The sequence below is a fragment of the Nocardiopsis chromatogenes YIM 90109 genome, assembly GCF_000341185.1.
In the GTDB taxonomy this organism is placed as follows: domain Bacteria; phylum Actinomycetota; class Actinomycetes; order Streptosporangiales; family Streptosporangiaceae; genus Nocardiopsis_A; species Nocardiopsis_A chromatogenes.
In genome coordinates, this window is record NZ_ANBH01000201.1 from 1 (window position 1) to 24,523 (window position 24,523).

General features: G+C 71.2%; 23 protein-coding genes and 2 pseudogenes. 14 read left to right on the forward strand and 11 right to left on the reverse strand.

What is annotated here, in order from left to right; translation table 11 throughout:
* The first annotated feature begins 226 nt into the window (after positions 1–226).
* The 3 genes from D476_RS40155 (at position 227) to D476_RS0119370 (ending at position 3,554) form a co-directional block, all read left to right on the forward strand.
* Positions 227–1,468 (forward strand): RHS repeat domain-containing protein, encoded by a 1,242-nt coding sequence (locus D476_RS40155; RefSeq protein WP_394296937.1) that lies wholly within the window; start codon positions 227–229, stop codon positions 1,466–1,468.
* Between the two features lie 77 nt (positions 1,469–1,545).
* A complete protein-coding gene (locus D476_RS37550; RefSeq protein ID WP_160167447.1) occupies positions 1,546–1,686 on the forward strand; it encodes a hypothetical protein in 141 nt (46 codons plus the stop codon).
* 119 nt (positions 1,687–1,805) lie between these two features.
* Positions 1,806–3,554 (forward strand): LamG domain-containing protein, encoded by a 1,749-nt coding sequence (locus D476_RS0119370; protein WP_239648762.1) that lies wholly within the window; start codon positions 1,806–1,808, stop codon positions 3,552–3,554.
* A gap of 157 nt (positions 3,555–3,711) precedes the next feature.
* Here the strand turns inward: D476_RS0119370 and D476_RS0119375 are convergent, their stop codons facing one another.
* On the reverse strand, positions 3,712–4,671 hold the full coding sequence (locus D476_RS0119375; protein ID WP_017625587.1) for an EamA family transporter: 960 nt from the start codon (positions 4,669–4,671) through the stop codon (positions 3,712–3,714).
* Between the two features lie 123 nt (positions 4,672–4,794).
* Between D476_RS0119375 and D476_RS0119380 the strand changes: the two genes are divergently transcribed.
* Positions 4,795–6,027: an arginine deiminase gene (locus D476_RS0119380; RefSeq protein ID WP_017625588.1), complete on the forward strand. Its 1,233-nt coding sequence runs from the start codon at positions 4,795–4,797 to the stop codon at positions 6,025–6,027.
* On the opposite strand, the gene D476_RS0119385 is transcribed toward D476_RS0119380, so the two are convergent.
* Genes D476_RS0119385 through D476_RS0119400 form a run of 4 tightly spaced genes read right to left on the reverse strand, consistent with a single transcriptional unit; the run spans position 6,028 to position 8,392 of the window.
* A complete protein-coding gene (locus D476_RS0119385; RefSeq protein ID WP_017625589.1) occupies positions 6,028–6,255 on the reverse strand; it encodes a type II toxin-antitoxin system HicB family antitoxin in 228 nt (75 codons plus the stop codon). It lies immediately after the preceding gene.
* Positions 6,252–6,647, reverse strand: coding sequence for a hypothetical protein (locus tag D476_RS0119390; protein ID WP_017625590.1), 396 nt, complete (start codon positions 6,645–6,647; stop codon positions 6,252–6,254). The genes D476_RS0119385 and D476_RS0119390 overlap by 4 nt, the downstream gene beginning before the upstream one ends.
* A gap of 3 nt (positions 6,648–6,650) precedes the next feature.
* On the reverse strand, positions 6,651–7,451 hold the full coding sequence (locus D476_RS0119395; protein WP_017625591.1) for an ABC transporter permease: 801 nt from the start codon (positions 7,449–7,451) through the stop codon (positions 6,651–6,653).
* Entirely contained in the window at positions 7,448–8,392 is a 945-nt protein-coding gene (locus D476_RS0119400) for an ABC transporter ATP-binding protein (protein WP_017625592.1), read from the reverse strand. The genes D476_RS0119395 and D476_RS0119400 overlap by 4 nt, the downstream gene beginning before the upstream one ends.
* Positions 8,393–8,658: 266 nt before the next feature.
* Between D476_RS0119400 and D476_RS0119405 the strand changes: the two genes are divergently transcribed.
* From D476_RS0119405 to D476_RS0119440, 8 genes are read left to right on the forward strand one after another with little or no spacing between them, the layout of a single operon-like run.
* Positions 8,659–9,480, forward strand: a complete 822-nt coding sequence (locus D476_RS0119405) for a helix-turn-helix transcriptional regulator (protein ID WP_017625593.1) — start codon at positions 8,659–8,661, stop codon at positions 9,478–9,480.
* On the forward strand, positions 9,480–10,892 hold the full coding sequence (gene sufB / locus D476_RS0119410) for a Fe-S cluster assembly protein SufB (protein ID WP_017625594.1): 1,413 nt from the start codon (positions 9,480–9,482) through the stop codon (positions 10,890–10,892). The genes D476_RS0119405 and sufB overlap by 1 nt, the downstream gene beginning before the upstream one ends.
* Positions 10,892–12,061 carry a Fe-S cluster assembly protein SufD gene (sufD, locus tag D476_RS0119415; protein ID WP_017625595.1) on the forward strand — a complete coding sequence of 390 codons (1,170 nt, stop codon included), beginning with the start codon at positions 10,892–10,894 and terminating at the stop codon, positions 12,059–12,061. The genes sufB and sufD overlap by 1 nt, the downstream gene beginning before the upstream one ends.
* A complete protein-coding gene (locus tag D476_RS0119420; protein WP_017625596.1) occupies positions 12,054–12,383 on the forward strand; it encodes a non-heme iron oxygenase ferredoxin subunit in 330 nt (109 codons plus the stop codon). Before sufD ends, D476_RS0119420 begins: the two co-directional genes overlap by 8 nt.
* Positions 12,384–12,395: 12 nt before the next feature.
* Complete coding sequence (sufC, locus tag D476_RS0119425) at positions 12,396–13,163, forward strand: Fe-S cluster assembly ATPase SufC (RefSeq protein ID WP_017625597.1); 768 nt, start codon at positions 12,396–12,398, stop codon at positions 13,161–13,163.
* Positions 13,160–14,449: a cysteine desulfurase gene (locus D476_RS0119430; protein ID WP_017625598.1), complete on the forward strand. Its 1,290-nt coding sequence runs from the start codon at positions 13,160–13,162 to the stop codon at positions 14,447–14,449. Before sufC ends, D476_RS0119430 begins: the two co-directional genes overlap by 4 nt.
* Positions 14,450–14,467: 18 nt before the next feature.
* Complete coding sequence (sufU, locus tag D476_RS0119435) at positions 14,468–14,965, forward strand: Fe-S cluster assembly sulfur transfer protein SufU (protein WP_017625599.1); 498 nt, start codon at positions 14,468–14,470, stop codon at positions 14,963–14,965.
* Positions 14,962–15,336 carry a metal-sulfur cluster assembly factor gene (locus D476_RS0119440; RefSeq protein WP_017625600.1) on the forward strand — a complete coding sequence of 125 codons (375 nt, stop codon included), beginning with the start codon at positions 14,962–14,964 and terminating at the stop codon, positions 15,334–15,336. Before sufU ends, D476_RS0119440 begins: the two co-directional genes overlap by 4 nt.
* 288 nt (positions 15,337–15,624) lie before the next feature.
* On the opposite strand, the gene D476_RS0119445 is transcribed toward D476_RS0119440, so the two are convergent.
* The gene (locus D476_RS0119445) at positions 15,625–17,676 is read right to left on the reverse strand and encodes a hypothetical protein (RefSeq protein ID WP_017625601.1); all 2,052 of its coding nucleotides are present in this window, start codon (positions 17,674–17,676) and stop codon (positions 15,625–15,627) included.
* 327 nt (positions 17,677–18,003) lie between these two features.
* Positions 18,004–18,465: an SseB family protein gene (locus tag D476_RS0119450; protein WP_017625602.1), complete on the reverse strand. Its 462-nt coding sequence runs from the start codon at positions 18,463–18,465 to the stop codon at positions 18,004–18,006.
* A gap of 346 nt (positions 18,466–18,811) precedes the next feature.
* Here D476_RS0119450 and D476_RS33865 point away from each other — a divergent pair.
* Positions 18,812–19,712 (forward strand): annotated as a pseudogene (locus D476_RS33865) (SGNH/GDSL hydrolase family protein).
* A gap of 185 nt (positions 19,713–19,897) precedes the next feature.
* Here D476_RS33865 and fabF read toward each other — a convergent pair.
* From fabF to D476_RS0119480, 4 genes are all read right to left on the reverse strand, one after another.
* Complete coding sequence (gene fabF, locus D476_RS0119465; RefSeq protein ID WP_017625605.1) at positions 19,898–21,136, reverse strand: beta-ketoacyl-ACP synthase II; 1,239 nt, start codon at positions 21,134–21,136, stop codon at positions 19,898–19,900.
* Positions 21,137–21,253: 117 nt separating this feature from the next.
* On the reverse strand, positions 21,254–21,502 hold the full coding sequence (locus D476_RS0119470; protein WP_017625606.1) for an acyl carrier protein: 249 nt from the start codon (positions 21,500–21,502) through the stop codon (positions 21,254–21,256).
* 100 nt (positions 21,503–21,602) lie between these two features.
* Entirely contained in the window at positions 21,603–22,574 is a 972-nt protein-coding gene (locus D476_RS0119475) for a beta-ketoacyl-ACP synthase III (RefSeq protein ID WP_017625607.1), read from the reverse strand.
* Entirely contained in the window at positions 22,571–23,452 is an 882-nt protein-coding gene (locus D476_RS0119480) for an ACP S-malonyltransferase (protein WP_017625608.1), read from the reverse strand. Before D476_RS0119480 ends, D476_RS0119475 begins: the two co-directional genes overlap by 4 nt.
* A gap of 219 nt (positions 23,453–23,671) precedes the next feature.
* Between D476_RS0119480 and D476_RS33870 the strand changes: the two are divergent.
* Positions 23,672–24,523, forward strand: a pseudogene (locus D476_RS33870) (PucR family transcriptional regulator); the annotation flags it as partial.

A 24,523-nucleotide genomic window follows, 5' to 3' on the forward strand; every position in this document is an offset into this window, starting at 1 on the left:
GGCCTGGGACGCCGAGGGCAACCTCAAGAGTGTCACGGGCGGAGCGGCTCAGACGGACTACGTCTACGGAGCCGACGGTGAGCGGTTGATCCGCCGCCAGGGGGCAGAGTGGACCCTGTACCTGCCGGGCCAGGAGATCACGTGGACGGCCGGCGAGGACGCGACCGAGGCGGTGCGGTACTACGAGCACGCCGGGGAGACCGTGGCGGTGCGCGACGCGGAGGGCATGCACTGGCTGTTCTCGGACCACAACGGCTCTTCGCAGCTTGCGCTGGATGCGCGGACGGGTGAGACGGTGCAGCGCCGGTTCACGCCTTTCGGTGAGCTGCGGTCGTCCTCGGCGAGTTGGCCGGGGGACAAGGGGTATGTCGGCGGGACGGTCGATGAGGCGACGGGGCTGACCCAGTTGGGGGCGCGGGCCTATGATGCGGCGATCGGCCGGTTCATCTCGGTGGACCCGCTCATGGACACAGGCGGCTCGCAAATGGTGAACGGGTATTCCTACGCGAATAACAGCCCGGTCACTCTGTCGGACGCGAACGGGCTCAACCCCTGCATGTGCCCGCCTTGGGGCGGCGGGGGGTCGAGCTCCGCTAGTGACTCCTTCTGGTCCGGTGTCGACTGGGGATCGGTCGGTAATTCGCTGGGGAATTATATTAATGGCGGGAGCGGGTCCTCGGGCGGCGGAGGATACGGCGGTAGTGGATACTACGGTGGAGGCGGCTCCAAAGGAAGGGGGTTCAGTGGCGGTTCAACAAACAGAAATGGTGCACCTAAGCCTGTCGTCGACCCATATGATAATACATCATATAAAGACCCCGTTGGGAATGCTCTAGACAGTGCTCGTGCGCTCTCAGGGCCGCCAGGTGGTGTGCCCGGCGCGCCTCCGGGGTGTGTGCCAAATCCCCTAAATATTGCGGTTAATTGTTATATTAAACCAGGTTTGGATATAGTTTCTGAGGCATTGTCGTATTGGGTGAAGGAAATTCTATCGTTCATCAATAAGCATGTAATGGTTGGCGCTGAAGTTTGCCCTCCAATTATAGGGTATTGTGGTGGGGTGTACTATCAAGATGGTGTTTTGATTATTGCTGGATCGGGGTGGAGTACGCCTGGGGGTGATTGGTCTCGAGGGCGGCGTGGTGAGTCTCTTTTGAGGAGAGTTGGGCGCATTGGCGGGAGGATTGGACTTGTAGTGGGAATTAACAGGTTTAGTCCACGAGAAACTTATGGTGACTCGCTTGGTGGATGCATTTCCTATGGAATGGCGGGGGGATGTGGAAGTCTGCAGTATAGACCTGATGGTAAGCGTGGAATCGGAATCGCTTGGTCTCCTGGGGTGGGTATGTCTGGTGGGTCGACCGGTGACTACTATCAGTATGACCTGCGCGATAGAAAATCACTTCCAATTTCCTATGGTCCAGGCCCAGGCCCCTTTGGGCCGATCGCTGCCCCTTGGGTGGGGTAACAGTGGATGTTGAAGCAATTGTCGTTCTTGGTGGGCTAGTGGTCCTTGCGGTCCTCTGGGTCGCATACAGTGATTCGATGGTCCAATTTATTGCCGGAGAGGATGATGGTCAGGATGATGGTATTTACGGTAAAGAATTTCGAGGCTTTCTGCGCTGGGGTGGAGGTATGATCATTATCATTCCTTTCCTGGTTGGGGTATATTATTGGGTTAGCTAGATTTTGCAGTGCGCGTTTGTTTTGACCTTTATGGGGTGATGATTGCGGAAGGTGCCTGGATTGGTTTGTTTAATTCCATGGGATAAATTCGGGTGGTGGCTTGATTGAGGGTTGGTGTGATGGTCAGATATAGGCAGGGGAAGCTGGTGGCGGCAATGGTTGTCGCGCTCGGGGGTGTCTTTTTTCAAGGTGGGCAGGCTGTGGCCGGAACGGAGGGAGGAGGGGCCGGTCCCGAGCTCGCTCCAGAGGTGATTTCCAGTGATTATCCGGCAGGGCATGTGGCGGGCGGTACAATCGGCGACACGGGGGAGTTCACGTTCTCGTCCAACGGAGTCGACGATGCGGCGGCGTACTACTACGGAATCAATACAGGGTCTTGTACTACGCGGCTCGAACCGTCGACTGTCGGTGGCGACGCGACGCTCACCTTCACGCCGGAGAGCGCAGGACCTCACACGATCAAGGCGCGCACCGTAGATGTCGAGGGGCGGTCGTCTCAATGCGAGACTGTCTATACGTTTATGGTCGCTCCCTTGGCGCACCCTGTGGGCCTTTTCCCATTCGATGAAGGTGAGGGGGGTTCTGCGGGGGACATCCTCGACAGCGGGGCGGTGCTCGAGCGAGAGGCGTCGTTGACATGGACTCGTGGGCGAGTGGGAGAACGTCAACGCCTTGAGGGTGCGGCGGTCCGGTTCAATGGACAAGAAGCTCCCCTCGCCACCGAGGAGTCGCTTATCCAGACGGAAGAGGACTTCTCCTTTTCTGCGTGGGTGCGGCTGGACGATAAGGGAGAGGACCGAACCGCAGTCGCTCAAGGCGGACCCGTCAACGGTGTAGCGCTGGGGTACCGGACGTCGTCGGGTCTGGACAACTGGTCCATGCAGGTTCCCGTCCGCGACGCGTCCGGTGAGGCCGGAAGCATACAGGTGATCTCGGACGAGCCTGCGCGGGAAGGCGTCTGGACTCATCTGCTCGGGACCATCGATCAGTCCGAGGACACAGCGAAGCTTTACGTGGACGGCGTGAAGCAGACCGACACCGGCAACGTCGCGGAAGCGGCGGCGGTGGAGGGGCCGTTGGTCGTCGGTGCCGGTGGGGTAGGGGCACAGTCTGTCCGACCATGGATCGGCGCGATCGACGACCTTCGAGTCTGGGACCGCAAGGTCTTCGACGACGGCACGGACGACCGTGGCGACCCATACAAACTTGCCAGCGTTCCTGCGCTGGAAGGCAGATGGAAACTGGACGAAGCGGAAGGAACAGTGGCTTCCGACGCTTCAGACCGCCGCCTTGATGGAACGCTGGAGGGAGACCCTGCCGCCGTTTGGAGTGGGGAGCTGAACGATCAGACGTTCACCGACGCCGCTGCCTTCAGCGGCGTCGAGCGGATCATCACCGAAGAGCCGGCGGTCAGGACCGACCGCAGCTTCAGCGTGGCCGCATGGGCTCGGCCCGACGATGCTGAGAAGGCTGCATCAGTGGTCGCCCAGACCGATAAGGCGGGCACGGGCATGAAATTGGGCACCGCAGTGGTCGACGGTCGCATGCGCTGGGTGGTCACCATGCGGGATGGAAGCACGGTGACGAGTGCCTACTCCGAAAGGACGCCCCTTGCGGGCGAGTGGGAGCATGTCGCCGGTGTGTATGACTTCGCCCGTGGCGAGCTGGTGCTCTACGTCGATGGGGTTGAGGCCGCCATGGAGGAGATCGAAAGCTCGGGCCACACTGACGCACCGTTCGTCATCGGTGGAACTTCTGCAGATGGCGGAGACGGCGCTTGGATCGGTGGCATTGACGATGTTCACGCATACCGAGGCGTTCTCTCCAAGAGTCAGGTCCACTCCATTGAGATGGGATTCCTTCCGTGACACAGGCGGCATTCGGTAGGTCGCACATCTCGTCCAGCGGCGCTTGCTGGTAGCGGTGCAGAGTACGAGCCCCTGGTCGGTCGGTTTGCTGGTCTTCAACCCCCCGCCAGGGGACACCTGCTGTCATGCCCAGATGTTCAGGGGCTGCTGCGGCTTCTCAGCACTTCTCTGCCTGCTCGCGCTTCTCGCAGCGCTGCTGCGACCTCGTCGCCCCCGCGCTCGCGGCCACCACGCACAGGACGGCCGCCCACTGCCACACCGTCAGCATCTCCCCGAGCAGGGCCAGGCCGACCAGCGCGGCCGCCGCTGGCTCCAGACTCATCAGGATGCCGAACACCCTCGGCGGCATCCTCCGCAGGGCCTGCATCTCCAGCGTGTACGGCACGACCGAGGACAGCAGTCCGACCACCAGCCCGAAGAGCAGCAGGCGCGGGTCCAGCAGCGCGGTGCCGCCCTCGGCGATGCCCGCCGGGGCCACCAGCACCACGCCCACCGTGCTCGCGATCGCCAGCCCGGACGTCCCGGAGAACCGGCGCCCGGTGGCCGCGCTCAGCAGGATGTAACCCGCCCAGGCCACCGCGGCCAGCAGGGCGAAGAGCGCCCCGGCCAGGGTGACCGACCCCGAACCGTCGTCGCGGCCCAGGAGCACCACGCCGACGGCGGCGAGCCCCACCCACACCACGTCCGTCTTCCGCCGCGACCCGGCGACCGCCACCGCCAGCGGCCCCAGGAACTCGATCGTCACCGCGATCCCCATCGGGATGCGGGCGATCGCCTGGTAGATCGAGAAGTTCATCAGGGCCAAGGCCGCGCCGAAGCCAACCACCACCGCCCAGTCGGCGCGCGTGCGCCCGCGCAGCGCCGGGCGGGCCAGCACCAGCAGCAGCACGGCCGACGTCAGCAGCCGCAGCCACACCACCGCGCTCGGCGGCAGCACCGCGAACAGGTTCTTCGCCACCCCGGCCCCGGCCTGCACCGACACGATGCCCACCAGCACCATCCACGTCGGCGGGATCGAGTCGCCGAGCGCGCGCAGCCGCCCGGCCGCGAACGGGTTGGCGAACCGGGGAGCGCTGGGAAGTCCGCCGGGGTGCTCGGCGGCGGCGTCGGTACTCACGTCCCACCATCCTAGGTATTCCGGGGACCTCCCGGGCTTCTGGGCCGGGAGTGCGGGTTCCGGGCGCCCCAGCGGGGGAATGCAGCCTGCGTCGGAACTCCGGAGATCGGGAGGCGCGTACGCATGGTGTTCCGCGTGGACTCGGAGGTCGGCCGCCTGCGCCAGGTCATCGTGCACCGGCCCGACCTGGAGCTCAGGCGCCTCACCCCGTCCAACAAGGACGACCTGCTCTTCGACGACGTGCTCTGGGAGCGCCGCGCAGAAGAGGAGCACGACGCCTTCACCGACCTCCTGCGCGAGCACGGCGTGCGCGTCCACTACTTCCACGAGCTGCTGGAGGAGGTGCTGGCCGTCCCCGACGCCCGCGCCCACATCCTCGCCGAGGTCGTCGACGAGCGCTTCCACGGCCCCCAGGCCGCGGGCCCCATCCGCTCCGCCCTGGACGCCATGGACGACACCGAGCTGCGGCGCTTCCTCATCGGCGGCATCACCAAGGCCGAGATCCGCGAGCGCATCGACGACCCCGCCTCACTGTGGCTGCACTCGCTGGCCGACGACGACTTCGTGCTCGACCCTCTGCCCAACCACCTGTTCACCCGCGACACCTCGGCGTGGCTGTACAACGGCGTGACCATCAACGCCATGCGCAAGAAGGCCCGCCGCCGGGAGACCATCCACTACGAGGCCGTCTACCAGTGGCACCCGATGTTCGCCCAAGGCGGCTTCGAGGTGTGGAACCGCGGCCGTTCGCACGCCCCCGCCACGATCGAGGGCGGGGACCTGATGCCGATCGGCAACGGAGCCGTGCTCGTGGGCACGAGCGAGCGCACCCGGCCGCAGGCGGTGGAGCTGCTCGCACGGGAGATGTTCGCCCGCGGCGGCGCCGAACGCATCCTGTGCCTGCGCATGCCGCACGCGCGCGCCGTGATGCATTTGGACACCGTCATGACCGAGGTCGACTACGGCGTCTTCACCAAGTACGCGGGCCTCGGCATGCTCCCGTCTTCGACCCTGGAGCCCGGGGACGGTGGCGCCGACGGGGGCAAGGAACTCAAGGTGACCGACCACCCGCCTGAGGACATGCACCGCGCGATCGCTCAGGCGGCCGGACTGGACGAGATCCGTGTCCTGACGCCCACACAGGACGTGTTCTCCTCAGAGCGCGAACAGTGGGACGACGGCTGCAACGTCTTCGCGCTGGAGCCCGGTGTCGTGGTGTCCTACGAGCGGAACGTGACCACGAACGCCCACCTGAGGGCCAACGGCGTCGAGGTCCTGCCCATAGCAGGCGGAGAGCTGGGCCGGGGGAGGGGCGGCCCCCACTGCATGACCTGCCCTATCCAGCGGGATGCCTGATCAAGCGGCGTCGACCTCGGTACTCGCGACGGTTGAAGGCGCAGGGACGGGAAGACCCTCCTCGCGGAGGCCGTCGATGTGGAAGCGGATCGCTCCGCGCATCTCTTCGATGGTCTCCGAGACCGTGTCACCGACGGCGACGCAGCCGGGCAGGTCCGGGCACCAGGCCCCGAAGCCGTCCTCGCTTCCATCCTCGCTCTGTTCGACGAGGACCACGTACCGGCTCATCGGCGGCGTCCCTCGGACCGTGGTGAATCGACCTCTTCGAGGATCATCTCATCAGGGTCGGCCGATTCCGGCGGTGTTCGGGGATTCGTGCGGCGCGTTCCGGCGAACACCGCCCCCAGCATCAGCAGCCACGCTCCGAACACCAGTCCGGGCTGGACCAGGGTCATGATGAACCCGACCAGCGTCGTGCCGCCGATGCCCGCCGTCGCCTGGAGGAGCAGCCAGGCATAGGGGAGCGCGGCGGCCCCCAGGTTCACCCCCACGGCCGCCCACACCAGGCCGGGGCGCGACGGGCGTCGGCGGCGGATCAGGTAGGCCGCGACCGCCAACAGCACCAGCGGCGGGCCCAGGGAGCGCACGAGCTGGTACGCCGGGACCCCGATCAGCTCCAACGGCTACTCCCAGCGGAAGAAACGGGCCGCCAGGGCCGCGCCGGCCGCCGCCCACACGGCGAGCACCGCCACCGGAAGCAGCGACGGCGCGGCACCATCGGCCAGTACCGACCGCAGCCCTCCCGCCAGCGCCGTGATCGGCAGCGCCTCCACCGCCGTTTGCACCGCGCCGGGGAACCGGTCGGTGGCGAAGATGACCCCGCCGAGCCCGAGGAGCACCACGTACACCAGGTTGGCCGCCGCCAGCGTCGCCTCCGCCCGCAATGTGCCCGCCATGAGCAGGGCGAGGGAACTGAACGCCGCGGTGCCCAGGAGGACGAGGAGGACGGCGTACCCGAACGCGGCCAGGCCCCCCGAAGGGTTCCACCCCAGCGCGAGGGCCACCGTGCACAGCACCGCGATCTGGATCGCCTCCACCGCCAGCACCGCCAACGTCTTGGCCGCCAGCAGCCCGAACCGGGAGAGAGGCGTCGCCCCCAGCCGTTTGAGCACCCCGTACCGGCGCTCGAACCCGGTGCCGATGGCCTGCCCCGTGAAGGCGGTGGACAGCACGGCCAAGGCGAGGATGCCCGGGGTCAGGAAGTCCACCCGCGGCCCGTCGCCCAGCTCCACGACGTCCACGGTGCTGAACCCCACCAGCAGCAGCACAGGGATGACCATGGTCAGCAGCAGCTGCTCCCCGTTGCGCAGCATGATGCGCAGCTCCATGCCCGCCTGCGCGGCGACCATGCGCGCCATCGGCGCGGCGCCCGGGGCGGGGGTCAGGTCCAGGGCGGGGCGGGCGGTGGCGGTGGTCTCGGTCATGAGCGCAGTTCCCGGCCGGTGAGTTCGAGGAAGACGTCTTCGAGGGTGCGGCGCTGCACGCGCAGCCCTTCGGGGTGCACGCCGTTGGCCGCGCACCAGGTGCCGACGGTGGCCAGCATCTCGGGCCCGATCTCGCCGCCGTCCGCGCGGGCGATGGCGCACCCCGGGGCCTGCCCGGCGGTGGCGGGCCGGGCCTCGACCCGGACGCCCGGCGGCAGCGCCTCGCGCAGCGCCTCGGTGTCCACCGCATCGCGGCACTCGAACCGGAGCTCCTGCCCGTCCGAGGTCAGCTCGCCGGTGGCGCCGTCGGCCACCACCCGCCCCCGGTCGATGATGACCACGCGGTCGGCGAGGTTCTCGGCCTCCTCCATGTGGTGGGTGGTCAGCACCACGCCCACCCCGGCGTCCCGCAGCTCGGTCACCAGGGCCCAGGTGGCGCGGCGGGCCTGCGGGTCGAGCCCGGCGGTGGGCTCGTCGAGGAACACCAGCTCGGGGCGGCCGATCACGGCGGCGGCCAGCGACAGGCGCTGCTGCTGGCCCCCGGACAGGCGGCGGAAGGGGGTGCGGGAAGCATTCGTGAGCCCGAGGCGTTCCAGCAGCGTGTCGGCGGACAGGGGGCGGGCGTGGAACGAGGCCATCAGGCGCAGCCACTCGCCCGTGCGCGCGCCGGTGGGCACCCCGCCGGACTGCGGCATCACCCCGACCCGGGGCTTGAGCGCCGCGGCGTCGGCGGCCGGGTCCAGGCCGAGCACGCGCACGGTGCCGCCGTCGGCCCGGCGGAAGCCCTCGCACACCTCGACGGTGCTGGTCTTCCCGGCGCCGTTGGGGCCGAGCAGCGCCGTCACCGCCCCCCGGGGCGCGGTGAAGGACAGGCCGTCGACGGCGGTCGTCGCGCCGTACCTCTTCACCAGGTCGGTGACCTCGACCGCGGCTGTCTCCATGGCCTCAGAGTCTATGGGCGCCCGCGTGTGGGCCCGCACCGGGTGCCCGGCGGCGGGTGAGCCGCCGACAGCGAGGCGGTCCATATAGCGGGACGAGGGTCTCGCGATACGAGCAACCTGGCGGTCCTGTGCGCGGGTGCGCAGAGCCGGGCGGCGGCCGGGGTCCGCGAAACCCCTGAAAGGTAAGGCTTGCCTGGGTGATCAATGGCATGCATCACGGTTTGCCCGAACGGAAGTATTTACGCCACACTGATGTTGTGAAAAAGGTGAGCAGCGGACAGCAGACGACCGGGGGCGCCGCGCCCGGCGTCCCGCGCGCGCCTGCGCCCGACCTGGGCGCCGAGACCGGGACGCGCGCGCGGGTGGCGCGCCTCATCCTGGAGCAGGGCCCGATCACCGCCTCCACACTCGGCGAGCGGCTCGGGCTCACGCCGGCGGCCATCCGTCGGCACCTTGACAACCTCATGGGCGAAGGGCTCGTCGAAGCCCGCGACGCGCGGCCCCTGGGCCGCCGGGGCCGGGGCCGCCCGGCCCGGGTCTTCGCGATCACCGAGGCCGGTCGCGACGCGTTCGTGCACGGCTACGACGACCTGGCCTCCAGCGCACTGCGCTTCCTCGCCGAGCAGGCCGGACCCGGTGCCGTCACCGAGTTCGCCCGGCGGCAGGTCGCCGAGCTGGAGGCGCGCTACCGCCCCCTGCTGGAGGGCGTGCCCCCGCAGCAGCGGGTGCGCAAGCTCGCCGAGGCGCTGAGCAACGACGGCTACGCCGCCGCGGCCGACCGGGCCCCCGCGCCCGGCGGGGGCCAGCAGCTCTGCCAGCACCACTGCCCGGTCGGGCACGTGGCGGCCGAGTTCCCCGAGCTGTGCGAGGCCGAGGTGGAGGCCTTCGCCCGGCTGCTGGGCACCCCCGTGCGGCGGCTGGCCACCATCGCCCACGGCGACGGGGTCTGCACCACCCACGTGACCCCGAGCGAACCCGCAGGCGCCGCAGAGGGCGCCGAGGACAGCACCGAGGCCGGAGGCGCCGTCGGCGCCCCCGGCGGTGACGGCAACGAATCAGGACGTCTGAGTCCAGGAGGATCCGCGTAATGACGTCTATCGCGCACCCCGAGCTCGAAGGGCTCGGCAACTACGAGTACGGATGGGCCGACCCGGATGCGGCCGGCGCCTCCGCTCGGCGCGGCCTGAACGAGGAGGTCGTCCGCGACATTTCGGCCAAGAAGGACGAGCCGGAATGGATGCAGAAGGCCCGCCTCAAGGCGCTGAAGCTCTTCGACAAGAAGCCGATGCCCTCGTGGGGTGCCGACCTGTCCGGGATCGACTTCGACAAGATCAAGTACTTCGTCCGGTCGACCGAGCAGCAGGCCGCCTCCTGGGAGGACCTGCCCGAGGACATCAAGAACACCTACGACAAGCTGGGCATCCCCGAGGCCGAGAAGCAGCGCCTGGTCGCCGGTGTGGCCGCCCAGTACGAGTCGGAGGTCGTCTACCACCAGATCCGCGAGGACCTGGAGGAGCAGGGCGTCCTCTTCCTGGACACCGACACCGCCCTGAAGGAGCACCCCGAGCTCTTCCAGGAGTACTTCGGCACGGTCATCCCGGCCGGCGACAACAAGTTCTCCGCGCTCAACACCGCGGTGTGGAGCGGCGGGTCCTTCATCTACGTCCCCAAGGGCGTCCACGTGGAGATCCCGCTGCAGGCCTACTTCCGGATCAACACCGAGAACATGGGCCAGTTCGAGCGGACCCTGATCATCGTCGACGAGGGCGCCTACGTCCACTACGTCGAGGGCTGCACCGCGCCGATCTACAAGACCGACTCGCTGCACTCGGCGGTCGTGGAGATCATCGTCAAGAAGAACGCGCGCTGCCGCTACACGACCATCCAGAACTGGTCGAACAACGTCTTCAACCTGGTCACCAAGCGTGCCGTCGCCTACGAGGGCGCCACCATGGAGTGGATCGACGGCAACATCGGCTCCCAGGTCACCATGAAGTACCCCGCGGTGTACCTCATGGGCGAGCACGCCAAGGGCGAGACGCTCTCCATCGCCTTCGCCGGCGAGGGCCAGCACCAGGACACCGGCTCCAAGATGGTGCACTGCGCCCCCAACACCTCCTCCACCATCGTCTCCAAGTCGGTGGCCCGGAGCGGGGGCCGCGCCTCCTACCGGGGCCTGGTGCAGGTGCAGGAGGGCGCCGACCGCGCCAAGTCCACGGTCAAGTGCGACGCGCTGCTGATCGACACCATCAGCCGCTCGGACACATACCCCTACAACGACATCCGCGAGGACGACACCGAGCTCGGCCACGAGGCCACGGTGTCCAAGGTCAGCGAGGACCAGCTCTTCTACCTGATGAGCCGCGGCCTGGACGAGGACGAGGCCATGGCGATGATCGTGCGCGGGTTCGTCGAGCCCATCGCGCGCGAGCTGCCCATGGAGTACGCCCTGGAACTGAACCGGCTCATCGAGCTGCAGATGGAAGGAGCGGTTGGTTAATGGCCGGCCCGAACCTCGGAGTCAAGGAGCACAGCCACGGCGGCGAGCTCCCGATCTCCAAGCTGGACGTCCACGGGTCCTTCGACGTGGACGCGTTCCCGGTCCCCACGGGCCGGGAGGAGGAGTGGCGCTTCACGCCGCTGCGCCGCCTGCGCGGGCTGCACGACGGGCGCGACATCAAGGACGGCGTCGTCTCGGTGGAGGTGACCGCCCCTGAGGGCGTCACCCACGAGACCGCCGCCTCCGGCGACCCGCGGCTGGGCACCGCGTTCCTGCCCACCGACCGGGTGTCGGCGCTGGCCTTCCGCGACTTCGGCTCCTTCGGCGGCGCCACCGTGGTGACCGTCGCCAAGGACGCCCAGGTCGCCGAGCCCGCCTACATCAAGGTCACCGGCGAGAACCAGGGCGACGCCTACGGGCACATCCTGGTCCGCGCCGAGGCGCACTCCAAGGCCACCGTGGTCCTGGAGTACGCCGGTGAGGCGGTCTACGCCGACAACGTCGAGTTCATCGTCGAGGACGGCGCCGACCTGACCGTCATCAGCCTGCAGGACTGGGGCCGCGACGCGGTGCACGTGGGCCACCACTACACCAAGGTCGGCCGGGACGCCCGGTTCAAGAGCTTCGTGATCACCCTGGGCGGCGACCTGGTCCGCATGTCGCCCAAGGTCGGCTACACCGCCCCCGGCGGCGACGCCGAGCTGCACGGGCTCTACTTCACCGGCGACGGCCAGCACCACGAGCACCGCTCGCTGATCGACCACAACGTCTCCCACACCCGCAGCCGCGTCGAGTACAAGGGCGCGCTGAGCGGCGAGGGCGCGCACGGCGTGTGGATCGGCGACGTGATCATCGGCGAGGGCACCGAGGGCACCGACTCCTACGAGTACAACCGCAACCTCGCGCTGACCGACGGCACCCGGGTGGACTCGGTCCCCAACCTGGAGATCTTCACCGGCGAGGTGGAGGGCGCCGGGCACGCCAGCGCCAGCGGGCGGCTCGACGAGATCCACCTGTTCTACCTGCGCTCGCGCGGCATCCCGGAGGACGAGGCCCGCCGCCTGGTCATCCGCGGCTACTTCGCCGAGCTGATCGGCCGCATCGGCGTGCCCGAGCTGCGCGAGCGGATCATGGCCGAGGTCGAGGAGAAGCTGGCCGAGCATGAGTGAGGGCACCTTCACCCGGGTCTGCGCGCTGGGCGACCTCCCCGACGAGGGGGCGCTCGGCGTGGAGGTCGGCGGCACCCCCGTGGCGGTGGTGCGCAGTGAGGGCGAGGTGTACGCGATCAGCGACATCTGCTCGCACGCCGAGGTCAACCTGTCGGAGGGCGAGGTCGAGGACGGCACCATCGAGTGCTGGCTGCACGGCTCCTGCTTCGAGCTGACCTCCGGCAAGCCGATCAACCCGCCCGCCGTCCAGGCGGTGCCCACCTACGCAGTCAAGATCGACGGCGACGACGTCCTCGTCTCGCTGGACACCACAAACTCCTGAGGCTTGAAACAGATGACGAAGTTCGAAATCCGCGGGGTGCGCGCCGACGTCCTGATCGGGGCCGACGAGCGCGAGGAGATCCTCAAGGGCGTGGACCTGACCATCGACTCCGGTCAGACCCACGCGATCATGGGCCCGAACGGGTCCGGCAAGTCCACCCTGGCCTACGCCATCGCCGGCCACCCCAAGTACGAGATCACCGCGGGCGAGGTCCTCCTGGACGGCGAGAACGTGCTGGAGATGAGCGTGGACGAGCGGGCCCGCGCCGGCCTGTTCCTGGCCATGCAGTACCCGGTCGAGGTCCCGGGCGTGTCCATGTCCAACTTCCTGCGCAGCTCGGTCACCGCGGTGCGCGGCGAGGCGCCCAAGCTCCGCCAGTTCTCCAAGGAGCTGCAGGGCACCATGAAGGACCTGTCCATCGAGTCGTCCTTCGCCGCCCGCGGCGTCAACGAGGGCTTCTCCGGCGGTGAGAAGAAGCGCCACGAGATCCTCCAGCTGGAGCTGCTCAAGCCGAAGATGGCCATCCTCGACGAGACCGACTCCGGCCTCGACGTCGATGCCCTCAAGGTGGTCTCCGAGGGGATCAACCGGGCCAAGGCCAACACCGACGTGGGCATCATGCTGATCACCCACTACACCCGCATCCTCAACTACGTGAAGCCCGACTTCGTGCACGTCTTCGCCGACGGCCGCATCGCCGAGTCCGGCGGTCCGGAGCTGGCCGACCAGCTGGAGAACGAGGGCTACGAGCGTTTCGTGAAGGCAGGCGCTGAGCAGTGACCCGAGGCGAGCACGCGCCGCTCGACGCGGAGGCGGTCCGGGGGGACTTCCCGATCCTGTCCCGGACCGTCCGCGACGGGCGCCCCCTGGTCTACCTCGACTCCGGGGCCACCTCGCAGAAGCCCCGCCAGGTGCTCGACGCCGAGCGGGGGTTCTACGAGCGCCACAACGCGGCGGTCCACCGCGGCGCGCACCAGCTCGCCGAGGAGGCCACCGACGCCTATGAGGCGGCGCGGTCCACGATCGCGTCCTTCGTGGGCGCCGACGCCGGGGAGGTGGTGTTCACCAAGAACGCCACCGAGGGCGTCAACCTGGTGGCCTACGCCATGGGCAACGCGGCCACGGCCGACGAGCCCTACCGCCGCTTCTCCGTGGGCCCCGGCGACGAGGTCGTCGTCACCGAGATGGAGCACCACGCCAACCTGGTGCCCTGGCAGGAGCTGTGTCGGCGCACCGGTGCCACGCTGCGCTGGTTCGGGCTGACCGAGGACGGCCGGCTCGACCTGTCGGACATGGAGGACCTGGTCAACGAGCGCACCAAGCTGGTCGCGCTCACCCACCAGTCCAACGTGCTGGGCACGGTCAACCCGGTCCGCGAGGTCACCGCGCGGGCGCACGAGGTGGGCGCGCTGGTGCTGCTGGACGCGGCCCAGTCGGTCCCGCACATGCCGGTGGACGTGCGCGAGCTCGGCTGCGACTTCCTGGTGTTCTCCGGGCACAAGATGCTCGGGCCCAACGGCATCGGGGTGCTCTACGGGCGCGCCGAGCTGCTGGCCGCGATGCCGCCGTTCATCACCGGCGGGGCGATGATCGGCGTGGTGCACATGGACCACAGCACCTGGGCCGAGCCGCCGCAGCGGTTCGAGGCCGGGGTGCCCATGGCGCCGCAGGCGGTCGGGCTGGCGGCGGCCTGCGACTACCTGTCGGCGGTCGGCATGGACCGGGTGGCCGAGCACGAGCACCGGCTCACCGAGTACGCGGTCAAGCTGCTGGGCGGGATCGACGGGGTGCGCATCGTGGGCCCCACCGACACCGTGGACCGGGGCGGGGCGGTCTCCTTCACCGTCGAGGGCATCCACCCCCACGACCTGGGGCAGGTGCTGGACGACGAGGGCGTCGAGGTGCGCGTGGGCCACCACTGCGCCTGGCCGCTGCACCGCAGGTACCAGGTGCAGGCCACCACCCGGGCCTCGTTCTACCTGTACAACACGCTCGCGGACGTGGAGGCGCTGGCCGGGGCGGTGCGCACCGCGCAGCGGTTCTTCGGGACCGCCGAGGCGCGCTAGGAAGGGCGGAACGCAGCGATGCGCTTGGACGCCATGTACCAGGAGATCATCCTGGACCACTACCGCAACCCGCACAACAAGGGGCTGCGGGAGCCCTTCGAGGGGGAGGCGCACCACATCAACCCCACCTGCGGGGACGAGGTGACGCTGCGGGTGCACCTGGCGCCCGGCTCCGGCGAGGGGGGCGCGGCGAAGGTCGCCGACGTGTCCTACGACAGCATGGGCTGCTCCATCAGCCAGGCCAGCGCGTCGGTCATGACCGACCTGCTGATCGGGCGGACGGTGGAGGAGGGCTTGGAGATGCTCGACGCCTTCAACGAGCTCATGCACTCCAAGGGCCAGGGCGAGCCGGACGAGGACGTCCTGGAGGACGCGGTGGCGTTCGCCGGGGTGTCGAAATACCCTGCCCGTATCAAGTGCGCCCTGCTCGCCTGGATGGCGTGGAAGGACGCGACGGTGCAGTCCCTGGGAAGCGACCCCCGCGCGGGCGGGGATGGACCGGAGGGTGTCTCATGAGCGAGAACGAGACCGCGGCCCCGGAGCAGGGGGCCGCGGGCGGGCCGGGCGAGGGCCTGAGCCAGGAGGCCCTGGCCGAGGAGATCAGCGAGGCCCTCAAGGACGTCATCGACCCCGAGCTGGGCGTCAACGTCGTCGACCTGGGCCTGCTGTACGGGGTGAACGCCGACGATGCGAGCATCACCCTGGACATGACCCTGACCAGCGCCGCGTGCCCGCTGACCGACGTCATCGAGGACCAGGCCACCAGCGCCCTGGACGAGTTCGGCCGCGAGGTCAAGATCAACTGGGTCTGGATGCCCCCGTGGGGCCCGGACAAGATCACCGAGGACGGCCGCGACCAGCTGAGGATGCTGGGCTTCAACGTCTGAGAGGTCCGGGGCGCGCCCCCGACCGACCACCTCGGGAACGGACGGCAGGAGGGCCGGGACGCCGAAGGGCGTCCCGGCCCTCCGGCGTGTCCAGGGGGGCCGGGACGGGGTCCGGAGCCTCCTCCCGCCGCTGCCCGTGGGCCCCGGGACTCGGGAATACGGGCCGATTCCCCGGCTCCGCCTGCTGTCGGCCAAGCCCCTCGCGGTCCGGGAGGGCGGCGGCCGAGCAGGTATCCCGCCCACGGACCCCGGCCGTCCGCCGGGCCGACCCCCAGCCTTCCCGCCGGCTCAGTGCGGCGTGGCCAGGCTCTGGCGCAGTTCCTCGGCGATGTCCTCGTCTCCGCGTCGGGAGAGCAGGTCCAGCAGTGACCGCGGGTCCGGCTCCGGGTCCTCCTCTTCGGTGATCCGGCGGGCGATGATCCGCAGCGCTTCGTCGGTCGGGGCCGGGGCGGTGTAGCCGATCAGGTGCAGCGCCCTGCCCGTGGGGCCGTGGCCGCCCAGGTCGGCGGCGGGCAGGCGGCGGGCGTCCAGGCGGTCGCCGTCCACGGTGATGAACACCCGGTCGCCGGGCTGGGCCGAGAGCCGCCGCAGCAGCGGCCGCAGCGAGTCGAAGGCCGGTTCGTCCCGCCACACCAGCACCAGCAGGTCGGCGCCGGGGGCCGTCAGGCACAGCAGCCGCCCCGGCTGCAGCCCCAGGTGGGTCGCGTACCCCGGGGGCACGGTCACCGGGGCGCCGTTGAGGTGCTCGGGGCCGATGTCCACCCGGTGCCACCAGCGCCCGTCGGGCGCGCGGAAGCACCGCGGCGACGTGGCCACCCCCGGCGGGGCGGGCGCGGCGGGTGCGCCCGCCGCCTCGGGCCGGGGCGCCCCGGCCTCGTGCGCGGCGCCCGGCCTGCGGCGGATCGGCAGGCCGCCCGCGGTGGTCGAGCCGTCCTCCTCCGACAGGTCCGACCGGCCGCCGAAGGCGGGCGCCGGGGCGGGCCCCTCCGGCGGGAGCGACGGGTCGATCAGCACCCGGCCGTCGCGGATGTCGATCCCCGGCGTGCTCTGCAGCCACGCCCGCAGCGAGCGGCGGCGGATCCCGATCCGGTCCAGCCGCACCGCCGCGTCGTCCAGGGTCGGGGCGTCGCCCAGCATCTCCCGCGTCTGCCAGCGCATCCGCTCCGGGTCGTCGGCCACCAGCCACCCGTTGTGCAGCCGCCGGTCGGTGAAGAAGGTGATGAGCACCCGCCACAGCGGCGCCTTCAGCGACGGCACCGTGACCGGGTGGTCGGGGTGGGCCCCGATGAGGGTGTCGATGGTGGTGGCCGCGCCGAGCTCCTCCGACAGCTCGCGCAGGTGCCGGGTGACCGGCTCGCCGCCGGTCGAGGAAAGCCACTGCAGCAGCCGCTCCTCCACGCTGCGCTGGGCGTTGCGGATGTCGACGATGTCGGCGCCGGTCTGGTCGACGAGCAGGCGGATGCTGATCGGGTCGGCGGCGAACAGGCGCTCGGCGGCGACCGTGCGCTCCAGCGGACTCCACCCGCGCAGGAACTCCTCCAGCAGGTCCACCATCGGGTGGGCGCCCAGCGCGGGCCCGTCGCCGTCGCGGGCCGGGGCCGGCTCGGCCTCGCGGTCGTGCTCGTGCCCCTGCTCCCGCCTCTGCTCGCGGGCGTGCTGGTTGCGCAGCGCGCGCAAGGTGCGGATGGCGCGGGTCGCGGCGCTCTGCGGCACGTCCGCACCGCCGTGCGGGGGTGTGGACACCGCCTCCGGCGGCGGCCCCTCCTCCAGGTCGGCTCCGGTGGCGGCGGACAGGTACGCCAGGGCGCGGCGGACCCGGTCCGGGGCGCCGTCGGGCAGCCAGTGGGCGACCGTGCGCACCGCCTCGATCATCAGCGCGGGCGAGGGGAGGGGCCCGGTGCGCCCCTCCTCACCGCAGAACGGGCGCAGCGCCTGCCAGGCGGCCGACCCGATCACCTCGACCGGACCGCAGTCGGCGGGGAAGGGCCAGTTCGCCACGGCCGAGGGGGGCGACCCGACCAGGGTCGCCCAGTCGCCCGCCGTGGCCAGGAGGGCGCCGCGCACCGGCTCGGCGACCTCGTCGAGGTCCACCGGCAGTGCGCGCAGCACCGGCAGGAAGTCGCCGACGGGCACGTGGTCCCAGTACTGGCACATGAGCAGCGCGAGGTTGTGCGCGAGCCAGGGCGGCCCGGCGATGTCCAGCGCGCGCGGCAGCGGCAGCGACCGCCACCAGCCGTCGACCAGGCGGCTGTGGCTCAGGTAGGGCGCGAGGTCCTCGGGGCGGCTCCAGCGCAGCGCCGGGGCCAGGTCGGTCAGGCAGATCGGGGAGATGGCGTTCATCCGCGGTGGACCTCGACCTCCAGGGGTACGGCGCAGGGACGTGGGCCGCCGCAGGGAACGGGAGCGGTCGGCCGGTGTTCCACTTTATGCGCCCTTGCCGGATTCGGTGCCCGCTGTCCTACGACTGCCTGGGCCGGCGGGGAGACGGGCGCCCAGCGCGCCCGCGGGTGATCGTACGTCGGTGCGGCGCAGAAGGGTAGGGCGCGGCCGCCGGGCGGCCGCATCCCCGGCGAACTCCCAGGAGCGGGCGGGAGCACGGCCCGGAGGCCGTGTAGGGGCCCCGGGGTTCCCGGGGTTCCGGACCGGGGGCCTTCCGGCCCCCCGGGGTCACTCCCCGGCCAGTGCGGCGACCATCTCCGCCGGAACGGGCACGCTCGGCTCGTTGCCGGGGTTGACCGCCAGGCCCACCCCTTCGGGCAGCGCCGAGGCCAGGTCGCGCACGGCCAGCACCGCGCACGGGACCTCCGCGCTCCGCTGGTCGTACTGGGACCGGGAGGTGAACACGGGGATGTACACGCGGCCCTCCAGCTCCAGCGACGGCAGGGCGATGGACCCGTCGTCCTGGGTCCCCGACCCCTGCGGCACGGGCACCCACACGCTGCCGTCGGCGAAGGCGGAGAGGAACGTCCGCACGGCGCCGCCCGCCGCCGCACCGCCCTCGTCGGAGCCGTCGGCGGTCCCGGTGGCCTCCGCGTCGGCCGGGGCGTCCCGCAGGGCCCGCCCCAGGGCCTCCTCGACCGGGTTGGCGGGGAAGCCGGTGGCCGCGTCTGCGCTGTCGTTGCTGGTCATGGGGTGAGCTACCCGTCTCTTCTCGGCTGTGCCGCCGGGGGCGGGGCCAGGTCACGGTCGGGACCTTTGCCGGTCTCGGTCAGGCCTCGCCCCGGCCCGGCGTCGGCGGTCGGCGGTATGCTTGTCGGGCACGCCGTACCCCTGCCTTTCTCCTTTGACACGTGCTCGTCGGTGTTGCGAGAGGCACACGTGGCGGTCCTCCGCAACCGCGTGCTCCGTCCCCGATCCCGACGCGGCGTGCCGCGCGTCAACGCCCGAGTCCGCATGATAGGTGGAAGTGACTGACCTGCAGATGAATCCCCCTGGAGGAGAGCGGGCGGAGGGACCGGCGGTCGTCCGCTCCTACATGGCCATCGGCGACAGTCTGACCGAGGGGCTGGAGGACGTCGCGCCCGACGGGGGCTACCGGGGTTTCGCCGACCGCCTGGCCGAGCACCTGTCCGCGGACGAGCCCCGGTTCCGGTACGCCAACCTCGCGGTGCGGGGGCGGCGGATGCGCCACATCACCGGCGAGCAGCTCGACCGCGTGCTGGAGGAGCGCCCCGACCTGGTGACCGTGCACGCGGGCGGCAACGACGTGCTGCGCCCCGGCACCGACCTGGACGACCTCGCCGCCCAGCTGGAGCAGGCGGTACTGAGCATGTGCCGGGCCGGGGTCCGGGTGGTGCTGCTGTCCGGGCACGACACCGGGTGGGTGCCGGTGCTGCGGATCTACCGCGGGCGCATCGCGGTGTTCAGCATGCACCTGCGCGCCATCGCCGAGCGCACCGGCGCCGACATCGTCGACCTGTGGTCGATGGACGCGCTGAACGACCCCCGGGCCTGGAACGAGGACCGGCTGCACTTCAACGGCGACGGCCACCGGATCGTGGCGGCCCGCATCGCCGAGGTGCTGGGGCAGCCNGGCGCGGCCGTGGGACACCCCGGCGGTGCGCCTGCCGCGGATCCTGCGCCGCCGCGAGCACATGCGCTGGGCCCGCGAACACCTGGTGCCGTGGCTGGGGCGCCGGGCCATGGGCCGCTCGTCCGGCGACGGCCGCGAGCCGAAGCGCCCGGAACTGAAGCCGTTCCAGCCCCCGCCCTGGGCCGAGCGCGGCCCGCGGGAGCGGGGGAACGGCTCCCGGCCGGAGGGTGCGGTGGCGCCCGACGCCCTGGAGCAGCGGGTCAACGGCAGGGCCCACGTCCCGGACACGCCCCCGACGGATGGGGAACCCCCGTTGGAGGCGCCGGAGGCCACCGAGGCCTGACCGCGGGACGGGCGTCCGGGCAGGGACGGCCCTCTGGGCGGGTGCAGATCCTCCGGTCGGATCCGCCTCCCGCCCCGGCGCGCGAAAGGGACCCACCGACCGGACGGTCGATGGGCCCCTCGTGCCCGGTGCCCGCGTACCCCCTGCGCGCGTGGCCGGGTCCGGTCCGTCCTCTCCGGAGCGCCTCAGGCGCGGCGGAAGGCGACGGCGATGTTGTGGCCGCCGAAGCCGAAGGACTCGTTGATCGCACCCACCGCGTCCGCGGGCAGGTCGCGGGCCTTGTCGCGGACGATGTCCACGGCCACGCCCGGGTCCAGCTCCTCGATGTTGATCGTCGGCGGGATGCGGCCCTCGTACAGGGACAGCACGGTGGCGATGGACTCCACCGCCCCGGCGCCGCCCAGCAGGTGGCCGGTCATCGACTTGGTGGAGGTGACCGCCACCCGGTCGGCGGCGGCGTCGCCCAGCGCGCGGCGGACCGCCAGCGTCTCGCCGACGTCGCCGGTCGGGGTGGAGGTGGCGTGCGCATTGATGTGCGCCACGTCCCCCGGGGCCATGCCCGCGTCCTCCAGCGCCATCGTGATGGCCCGCGCCTGCCCCTCGCCCTCGGGCTCGGGGGCGACGATGTCGTGCGCGTCGTCGGAGTACCCGGCCCCGGCCGCCACCGCGTACACGCGGGCGCCGCGGCGCGCGGCGTGCTCGGCCGACTCCAGCACGACGATGCCCGCGCCCTCGCCCATGACGAAGCCGTCCCGGCCGGTGTCCCACGGGCGGGAGGCCGCCTGCGGGTCGTCGTTGCGGGTGGACAGCGCCCGCATGGAGGCGAAGGAGGCGATGTTCAGCGGGTGGATCGCCGCCTCGGTGCCGCCCGCGATGACCACGTCGGCGCGGCCCGAGCGGATCATCCCGATCGCGTCGGCGATCGCCTCGCTGCTGGAGGCGCAGGCGCTGACCGGGGCGTGGGCGCCGGCGCGGGCGGTGAACTCCAGGGCGACCGCCGCCGAGGGGCTGTTCGGCATGAGCATCGGCACCGTGAACGGCGAGACGCGCTTCCAGCCCTTCTCGCGGAAGATGTCGTACTGCTCGAGGATGGTCAGGATGCCTCCGATGCCGGAGGAGACGACCGTGCCCAGGCGCACCGGGTCCACGTCCGGGGCACCGGCGTCGTGCCAGGCCTCCTGCGCGGCGATCAGCGCGAACTGCTGGGTGCGGTCGAGGCGGCGCAGCCGCTGGCGGGGGAGCTTCTCCGAGGGGTCCTGGACGGCACGCCCGGCGATGCGGGCGGGCAGCTCCTGCGCCCAGTCCTCGGTGATCTCGCTGATGCCGGACCGACCTTCGAGGAGGGCGGACCAGGTCGTGGAGACGTCACCCCCCAGCGGGGTGGTGGCGCCCAGGCCAGTGACGACGACTTCGGTGCTGTTCATCGGCCTTTCGCCCTTCGCGTCATGGTAGGTCGTACCCGGCGGCGCGCCGGGGCATGTGGAGGCGGATGCGCGGATGCCCCGGCGGCGGCGCGGTGGCGCCGCCGCCGGGCGGGCGCGCTACTTCTGCTTCTGGATGAAGTTGATGACGTCCTGGACCGTCTTGAGGTCCTTGAGCTGGTCGTCGGGGATCTCGGCGCCGAACTTGTCCTGCGCGGCGACCGCGATCTCGACCATGGAGAGCGAGTCGATGTCGAGGTCGTCCACGAAGCTCTTGTCCGGCGTGACCTCGGCGGCGGGGACTCCGGCGATCTCGTCGACGATCTCGCCGAGGCCGGCCAGGATCTCCTGCTCGGTGTGCTGCGCCATGTTGCGGTAACTCCTTCTCGGTGCGCCCCGGGTGACTCCGGGGCGGTGTGCGTCGCCGTCGCGGTCCGGTCACGCATGACCGACCGCTGCCGTCCGGCCTCTAGGGGATGCGCAGGACCTGCGCCGCGTAGGTCAGTCCGGCGCCGAATCCCAGGGTGAGCACGGTGCTCCCCGACGGCAGCTCGCCCCGTCCGCCCATGCGCGCGATGGCCAGCGGGATGGACGCGGACGAGGTGTTGCCAGCGGAGACGATATCGCGGGCGATGAGCGCCTGCGGCGCCCCCAGCTTGCGCGCGATCGCCTCCACGATGCGCAGGTTGGCCTGGTGCGGCACGAACGCGGTGAGCTCGGAGGGGTCGACCCCCGACCGCTCCAGGGCCTGCAGTGCCACCCTGTGCAGCTCGGTGGTGGTCCACCGGAAGACCGCCTGGCCCTCCTGGTAGAGGTAGCGGTTCTCGCGCAGGTAGATCTTGTCGGCGCGCTCGCCCGAGCTGCCCCAGACCACCGGCCCGACGCCGTTCTCCTCGGCGGGGGCGGCGCCCACCACCGCGGCCCCGGCGCCGTCGGCGAAGATCACGCAGGTGGACCGGTCGTCCCAGTCGACCCAGTCGGAGAGCTTCTCCGAGCCCACGACCAGCACGTTGCGCGCCGAACCGCCGCGCACCGCGTCGGCGGCCAGCCCGGTGGCGTAGCAGAACCCGGCGCAGGCGGCGTTGACGTCGAAGGCGCCCGGCGCACTGATGCCCAGCCGCGCCGCGACGGTGGCGGCGGCGTTGGGGATCTGGTCGCGCTGGGTGCAGGTGGCGACGATCACCAGGTCGATGTCGTCGGGCGCCAGCCCACTCGCCGCCAGCGCCTTGCCCCCGGCGATGACCGCCATGGACTCCACCGACTCGGTGTCGTCGGCGATGCGGCGCTCCTCGATGCCGACCCGGCTGCGGATCCACTCGTCACTGGTCGCGACCCGCTGCGCGAGGTCGTCGTTGGTGACGACGTTGGCCGGCTGGTGCTCGCCGAAGGCGAGGACCCGTGCGCCCCCGAGGGGGCCGGGGACGGGCAGTGCGGTGCTCATCGGGACGGACCTTCCGCAGCGGTGGTGCCGGCGTGCTCCTCGACCAGTTCCCGGGCCCGGTCGAGGTCCTCCGGCGTCTTGACGGCCAGCCGCTCCACCCCGCGCAGGGACCGCTTGGCCAGGCCCACCAGGGTTCCGGCGGGGGGCAGCTCGATGAGCGCGGTCACCCCCAGGCCGGCCAGGGTGGCGGTGCAGGAGTCCCAGCGCACCGGCGAGCTGATCTGGGAGACCAGCAGGTCGAGGTAGTCGCGGCCGGCGGCGACGACCGAGCCGTCGCGGTTGGTGAGCAGGCGGGTGCGCGGGTCGGCGGGGGAGACGGCCCGGGCCGCCTCCCGGACGCGCTCCACCGCGGGGGCCATGTGCTCGGTGTGGAAGGCCCCGGCCACCGACAGCGAGCGCAGCCGGGCGCCCTTGGGCGGGTCCTCGGCGAACGCGGCCAGCGCCTCGGCGGTGCCGGCGGCCACGATCTGCCCCGACCCGTTGTCGTTGGCCGCGGTCAGCCCGGCGGCGGCGACGGCGGCCAGCACCTCGTCGCGGTCGCCGCCCAGGACGGCGGTCATGCCGGTGTCGGCGGTCGCGGACGCCTCGGCCATCCCGCGCCCGCGCTCGGCGACCAGGGAGAGGGCCTCCTCGGGGGCCAGCACCCCGGCCAGGCCGGCGGCGGTGAACTCGCCCACGCTGTGCCCGGCGACGGCGTCGGCCCGGGCGGCGGCGGTCTCCAGGTCGCCGAAGAGCGACACGGCCGCGGCCAGCCCGGCGCTCACGAGGAGGGGCTGGGCGACGGCGGTGTCGCGGATCTCGTCGGCGTCGGCGGTGGTGCCGTAGCGCACCAGGTCCAGCCCGGCCACCTTGGACCAGGCCTCGAAACGCTCGGCCATCCCGGGCGCTTCGAGCCACGGGGAGAGGAATCCGGGAACCTGGGCGCCTTGGCCCGGAGCAACGATTACAAGCACGGCATCAACCTTGCCCTGTAGGACATCACCATCTGGATGAGGACAACGACGAAGTTTACGAGACGGCCTTTGTGCGTAGTCCACAAAGTGCCGGTCAGGGAGGCGATGGCGGGACGTGCGCGGCGGGGATGCCACTCTGGAGAGGTGAGCACCGACAAGAACGGCCGCGACCGTGCGGCGGAGGAGGGCGGCGACGGGCCCGTCCGTCCCGGGGACGGCGACGCCCGCGCCGAGGCGGAGGCGGACGCCGCCCGCACCGGCGACGACGCCGTCCGCGCCGAGACCGTCAAGCGGCTCGAGAAGTCCATGGGCGAGCTGGGCACCGCCGCGGTGGCGCGCATGGAGAGCCGCCTGTCCTGGTTCCGCCGCATGTCCGCCGAGGACCGCTCCTGGGTGGGCCTGGTCGCCCAGTCCGGGGTGGCGGCCTTCGTCGACTGGTTCAAGACCCCCGGACGCGGCCGCCCCGCCATCACCGTCGAGGTCTTCGGCACCGCACCGCGCGAGCTGACCCGCTCGGTCAGCCTCCAGCAGACCGTGGACATGATCCGGGTGGTCATCGACGTGGTGGAGAACCAGGTCGAGGAGCTGGCCGCGCCCGGCGGACAGCAGCAGCTCCGCGAGGCGGTGCTGCGCTACACCCGCGAGGTGGCCTTCAGCTCGGCCAAGGTCTACGCCCGCGCCGCGGAGGCGCGCGGCGCCTGGGACGCCCGCCTGGAGGCGCTCATCGTCGACGCGCTGCTGCACGGCGACCGCGACGAGGGGCTGCAGACCTGGGGGTCGGCGCTGAGCTGGTCGCGCACCCCGGTGGTGGCGGTCGCCGGGGAGGCCGGGGACGACGGCCGCGCGGTCATGGAGGACCTGCGCGGAGCGGCGCGCCGGGCCGGGCACGACGTTCTGGCCGGGCAGCAGGGCGACCGGGTGGTGCTGGTGCTGGGGATCGGCGCCAAGCTGGCCGCGGGCAAGGCCGAGGGCGAGGTGCCGATGGGGGGGGGGGGG

Bases quoted from the DNA above. Each gene is read 5' to 3' on its own strand.
- D476_RS0119385 (WP_017625589.1), bottom strand. From the start codon at position 6,255: ATGAGCCGGTACGTGGTCCTCGTCGAACAGAGCGAGGATGGAAGCGAG.
- D476_RS0119370 (WP_239648762.1), top strand. From the start codon at position 1,806: ATGGTCAGATATAGGCAGGGGAAGCTGGTGGCGGCAATGGTTGTCGCG.
- D476_RS0119420 (WP_017625596.1), top strand. From the start codon at position 12,054: ATGAGTGAGGGCACCTTCACCCGGGTCTGCGCGCTGGGCGACCTCCCC.
- D476_RS0119450 (WP_017625602.1), bottom strand. From the start codon at position 18,465: ATGACCAGCAACGACAGCGCAGACGCGGCCACCGGCTTCCCCGCCAAC.
- D476_RS0119400 (WP_017625592.1), bottom strand. From the start codon at position 8,392: ATGGAGACAGCCGCGGTCGAGGTCACCGACCTGGTGAAGAGGTACGGC.
- D476_RS0119445 (WP_017625601.1), bottom strand. From the start codon at position 17,676: ATGAACGCCATCTCCCCGATCTGCCTGACCGACCTGGCCCCGGCGCTG.
- fabF (WP_017625605.1), bottom strand. From the start codon at position 21,136: ATGAACAGCACCGAAGTCGTCGTCACTGGCCTGGGCGCCACCACCCCG.
- sufC (WP_017625597.1), top strand. From the start codon at position 12,396: ATGACGAAGTTCGAAATCCGCGGGGTGCGCGCCGACGTCCTGATCGGG.
- D476_RS37550 (WP_160167447.1), top strand. From the start codon at position 1,546: ATGGTCCAATTTATTGCCGGAGAGGATGATGGTCAGGATGATGGTATT.
- sufD (WP_017625595.1), top strand. From the start codon at position 10,892: ATGGCCGGCCCGAACCTCGGAGTCAAGGAGCACAGCCACGGCGGCGAG.
- D476_RS0119395 (WP_017625591.1), bottom strand. From the start codon at position 7,451: ATGACCGAGACCACCGCCACCGCCCGCCCCGCCCTGGACCTGACCCCC.
- D476_RS0119440 (WP_017625600.1), top strand. From the start codon at position 14,962: ATGAGCGAGAACGAGACCGCGGCCCCGGAGCAGGGGGCCGCGGGCGGG.
- D476_RS0119480 (WP_017625608.1), bottom strand. From the start codon at position 23,452: ATGGCCGAGCGTTTCGAGGCCTGGTCCAAGGTGGCCGGGCTGGACCTG.
- D476_RS40155 (WP_394296937.1), top strand. From the start codon at position 227: ATGCACTGGCTGTTCTCGGACCACAACGGCTCTTCGCAGCTTGCGCTG.
- D476_RS0119475 (WP_017625607.1), bottom strand. From the start codon at position 22,574: ATGAGCACCGCACTGCCCGTCCCCGGCCCCCTCGGGGGCGCACGGGTC.
- sufB (WP_017625594.1), top strand. From the start codon at position 9,480: ATGACGTCTATCGCGCACCCCGAGCTCGAAGGGCTCGGCAACTACGAG.
- D476_RS0119380 (WP_017625588.1), top strand. From the start codon at position 4,795: ATGGTGTTCCGCGTGGACTCGGAGGTCGGCCGCCTGCGCCAGGTCATC.
- sufU (WP_017625599.1), top strand. From the start codon at position 14,468: ATGCGCTTGGACGCCATGTACCAGGAGATCATCCTGGACCACTACCGC.
- D476_RS0119470 (WP_017625606.1), bottom strand. From the start codon at position 21,502: ATGGCGCAGCACACCGAGCAGGAGATCCTGGCCGGCCTCGGCGAGATC.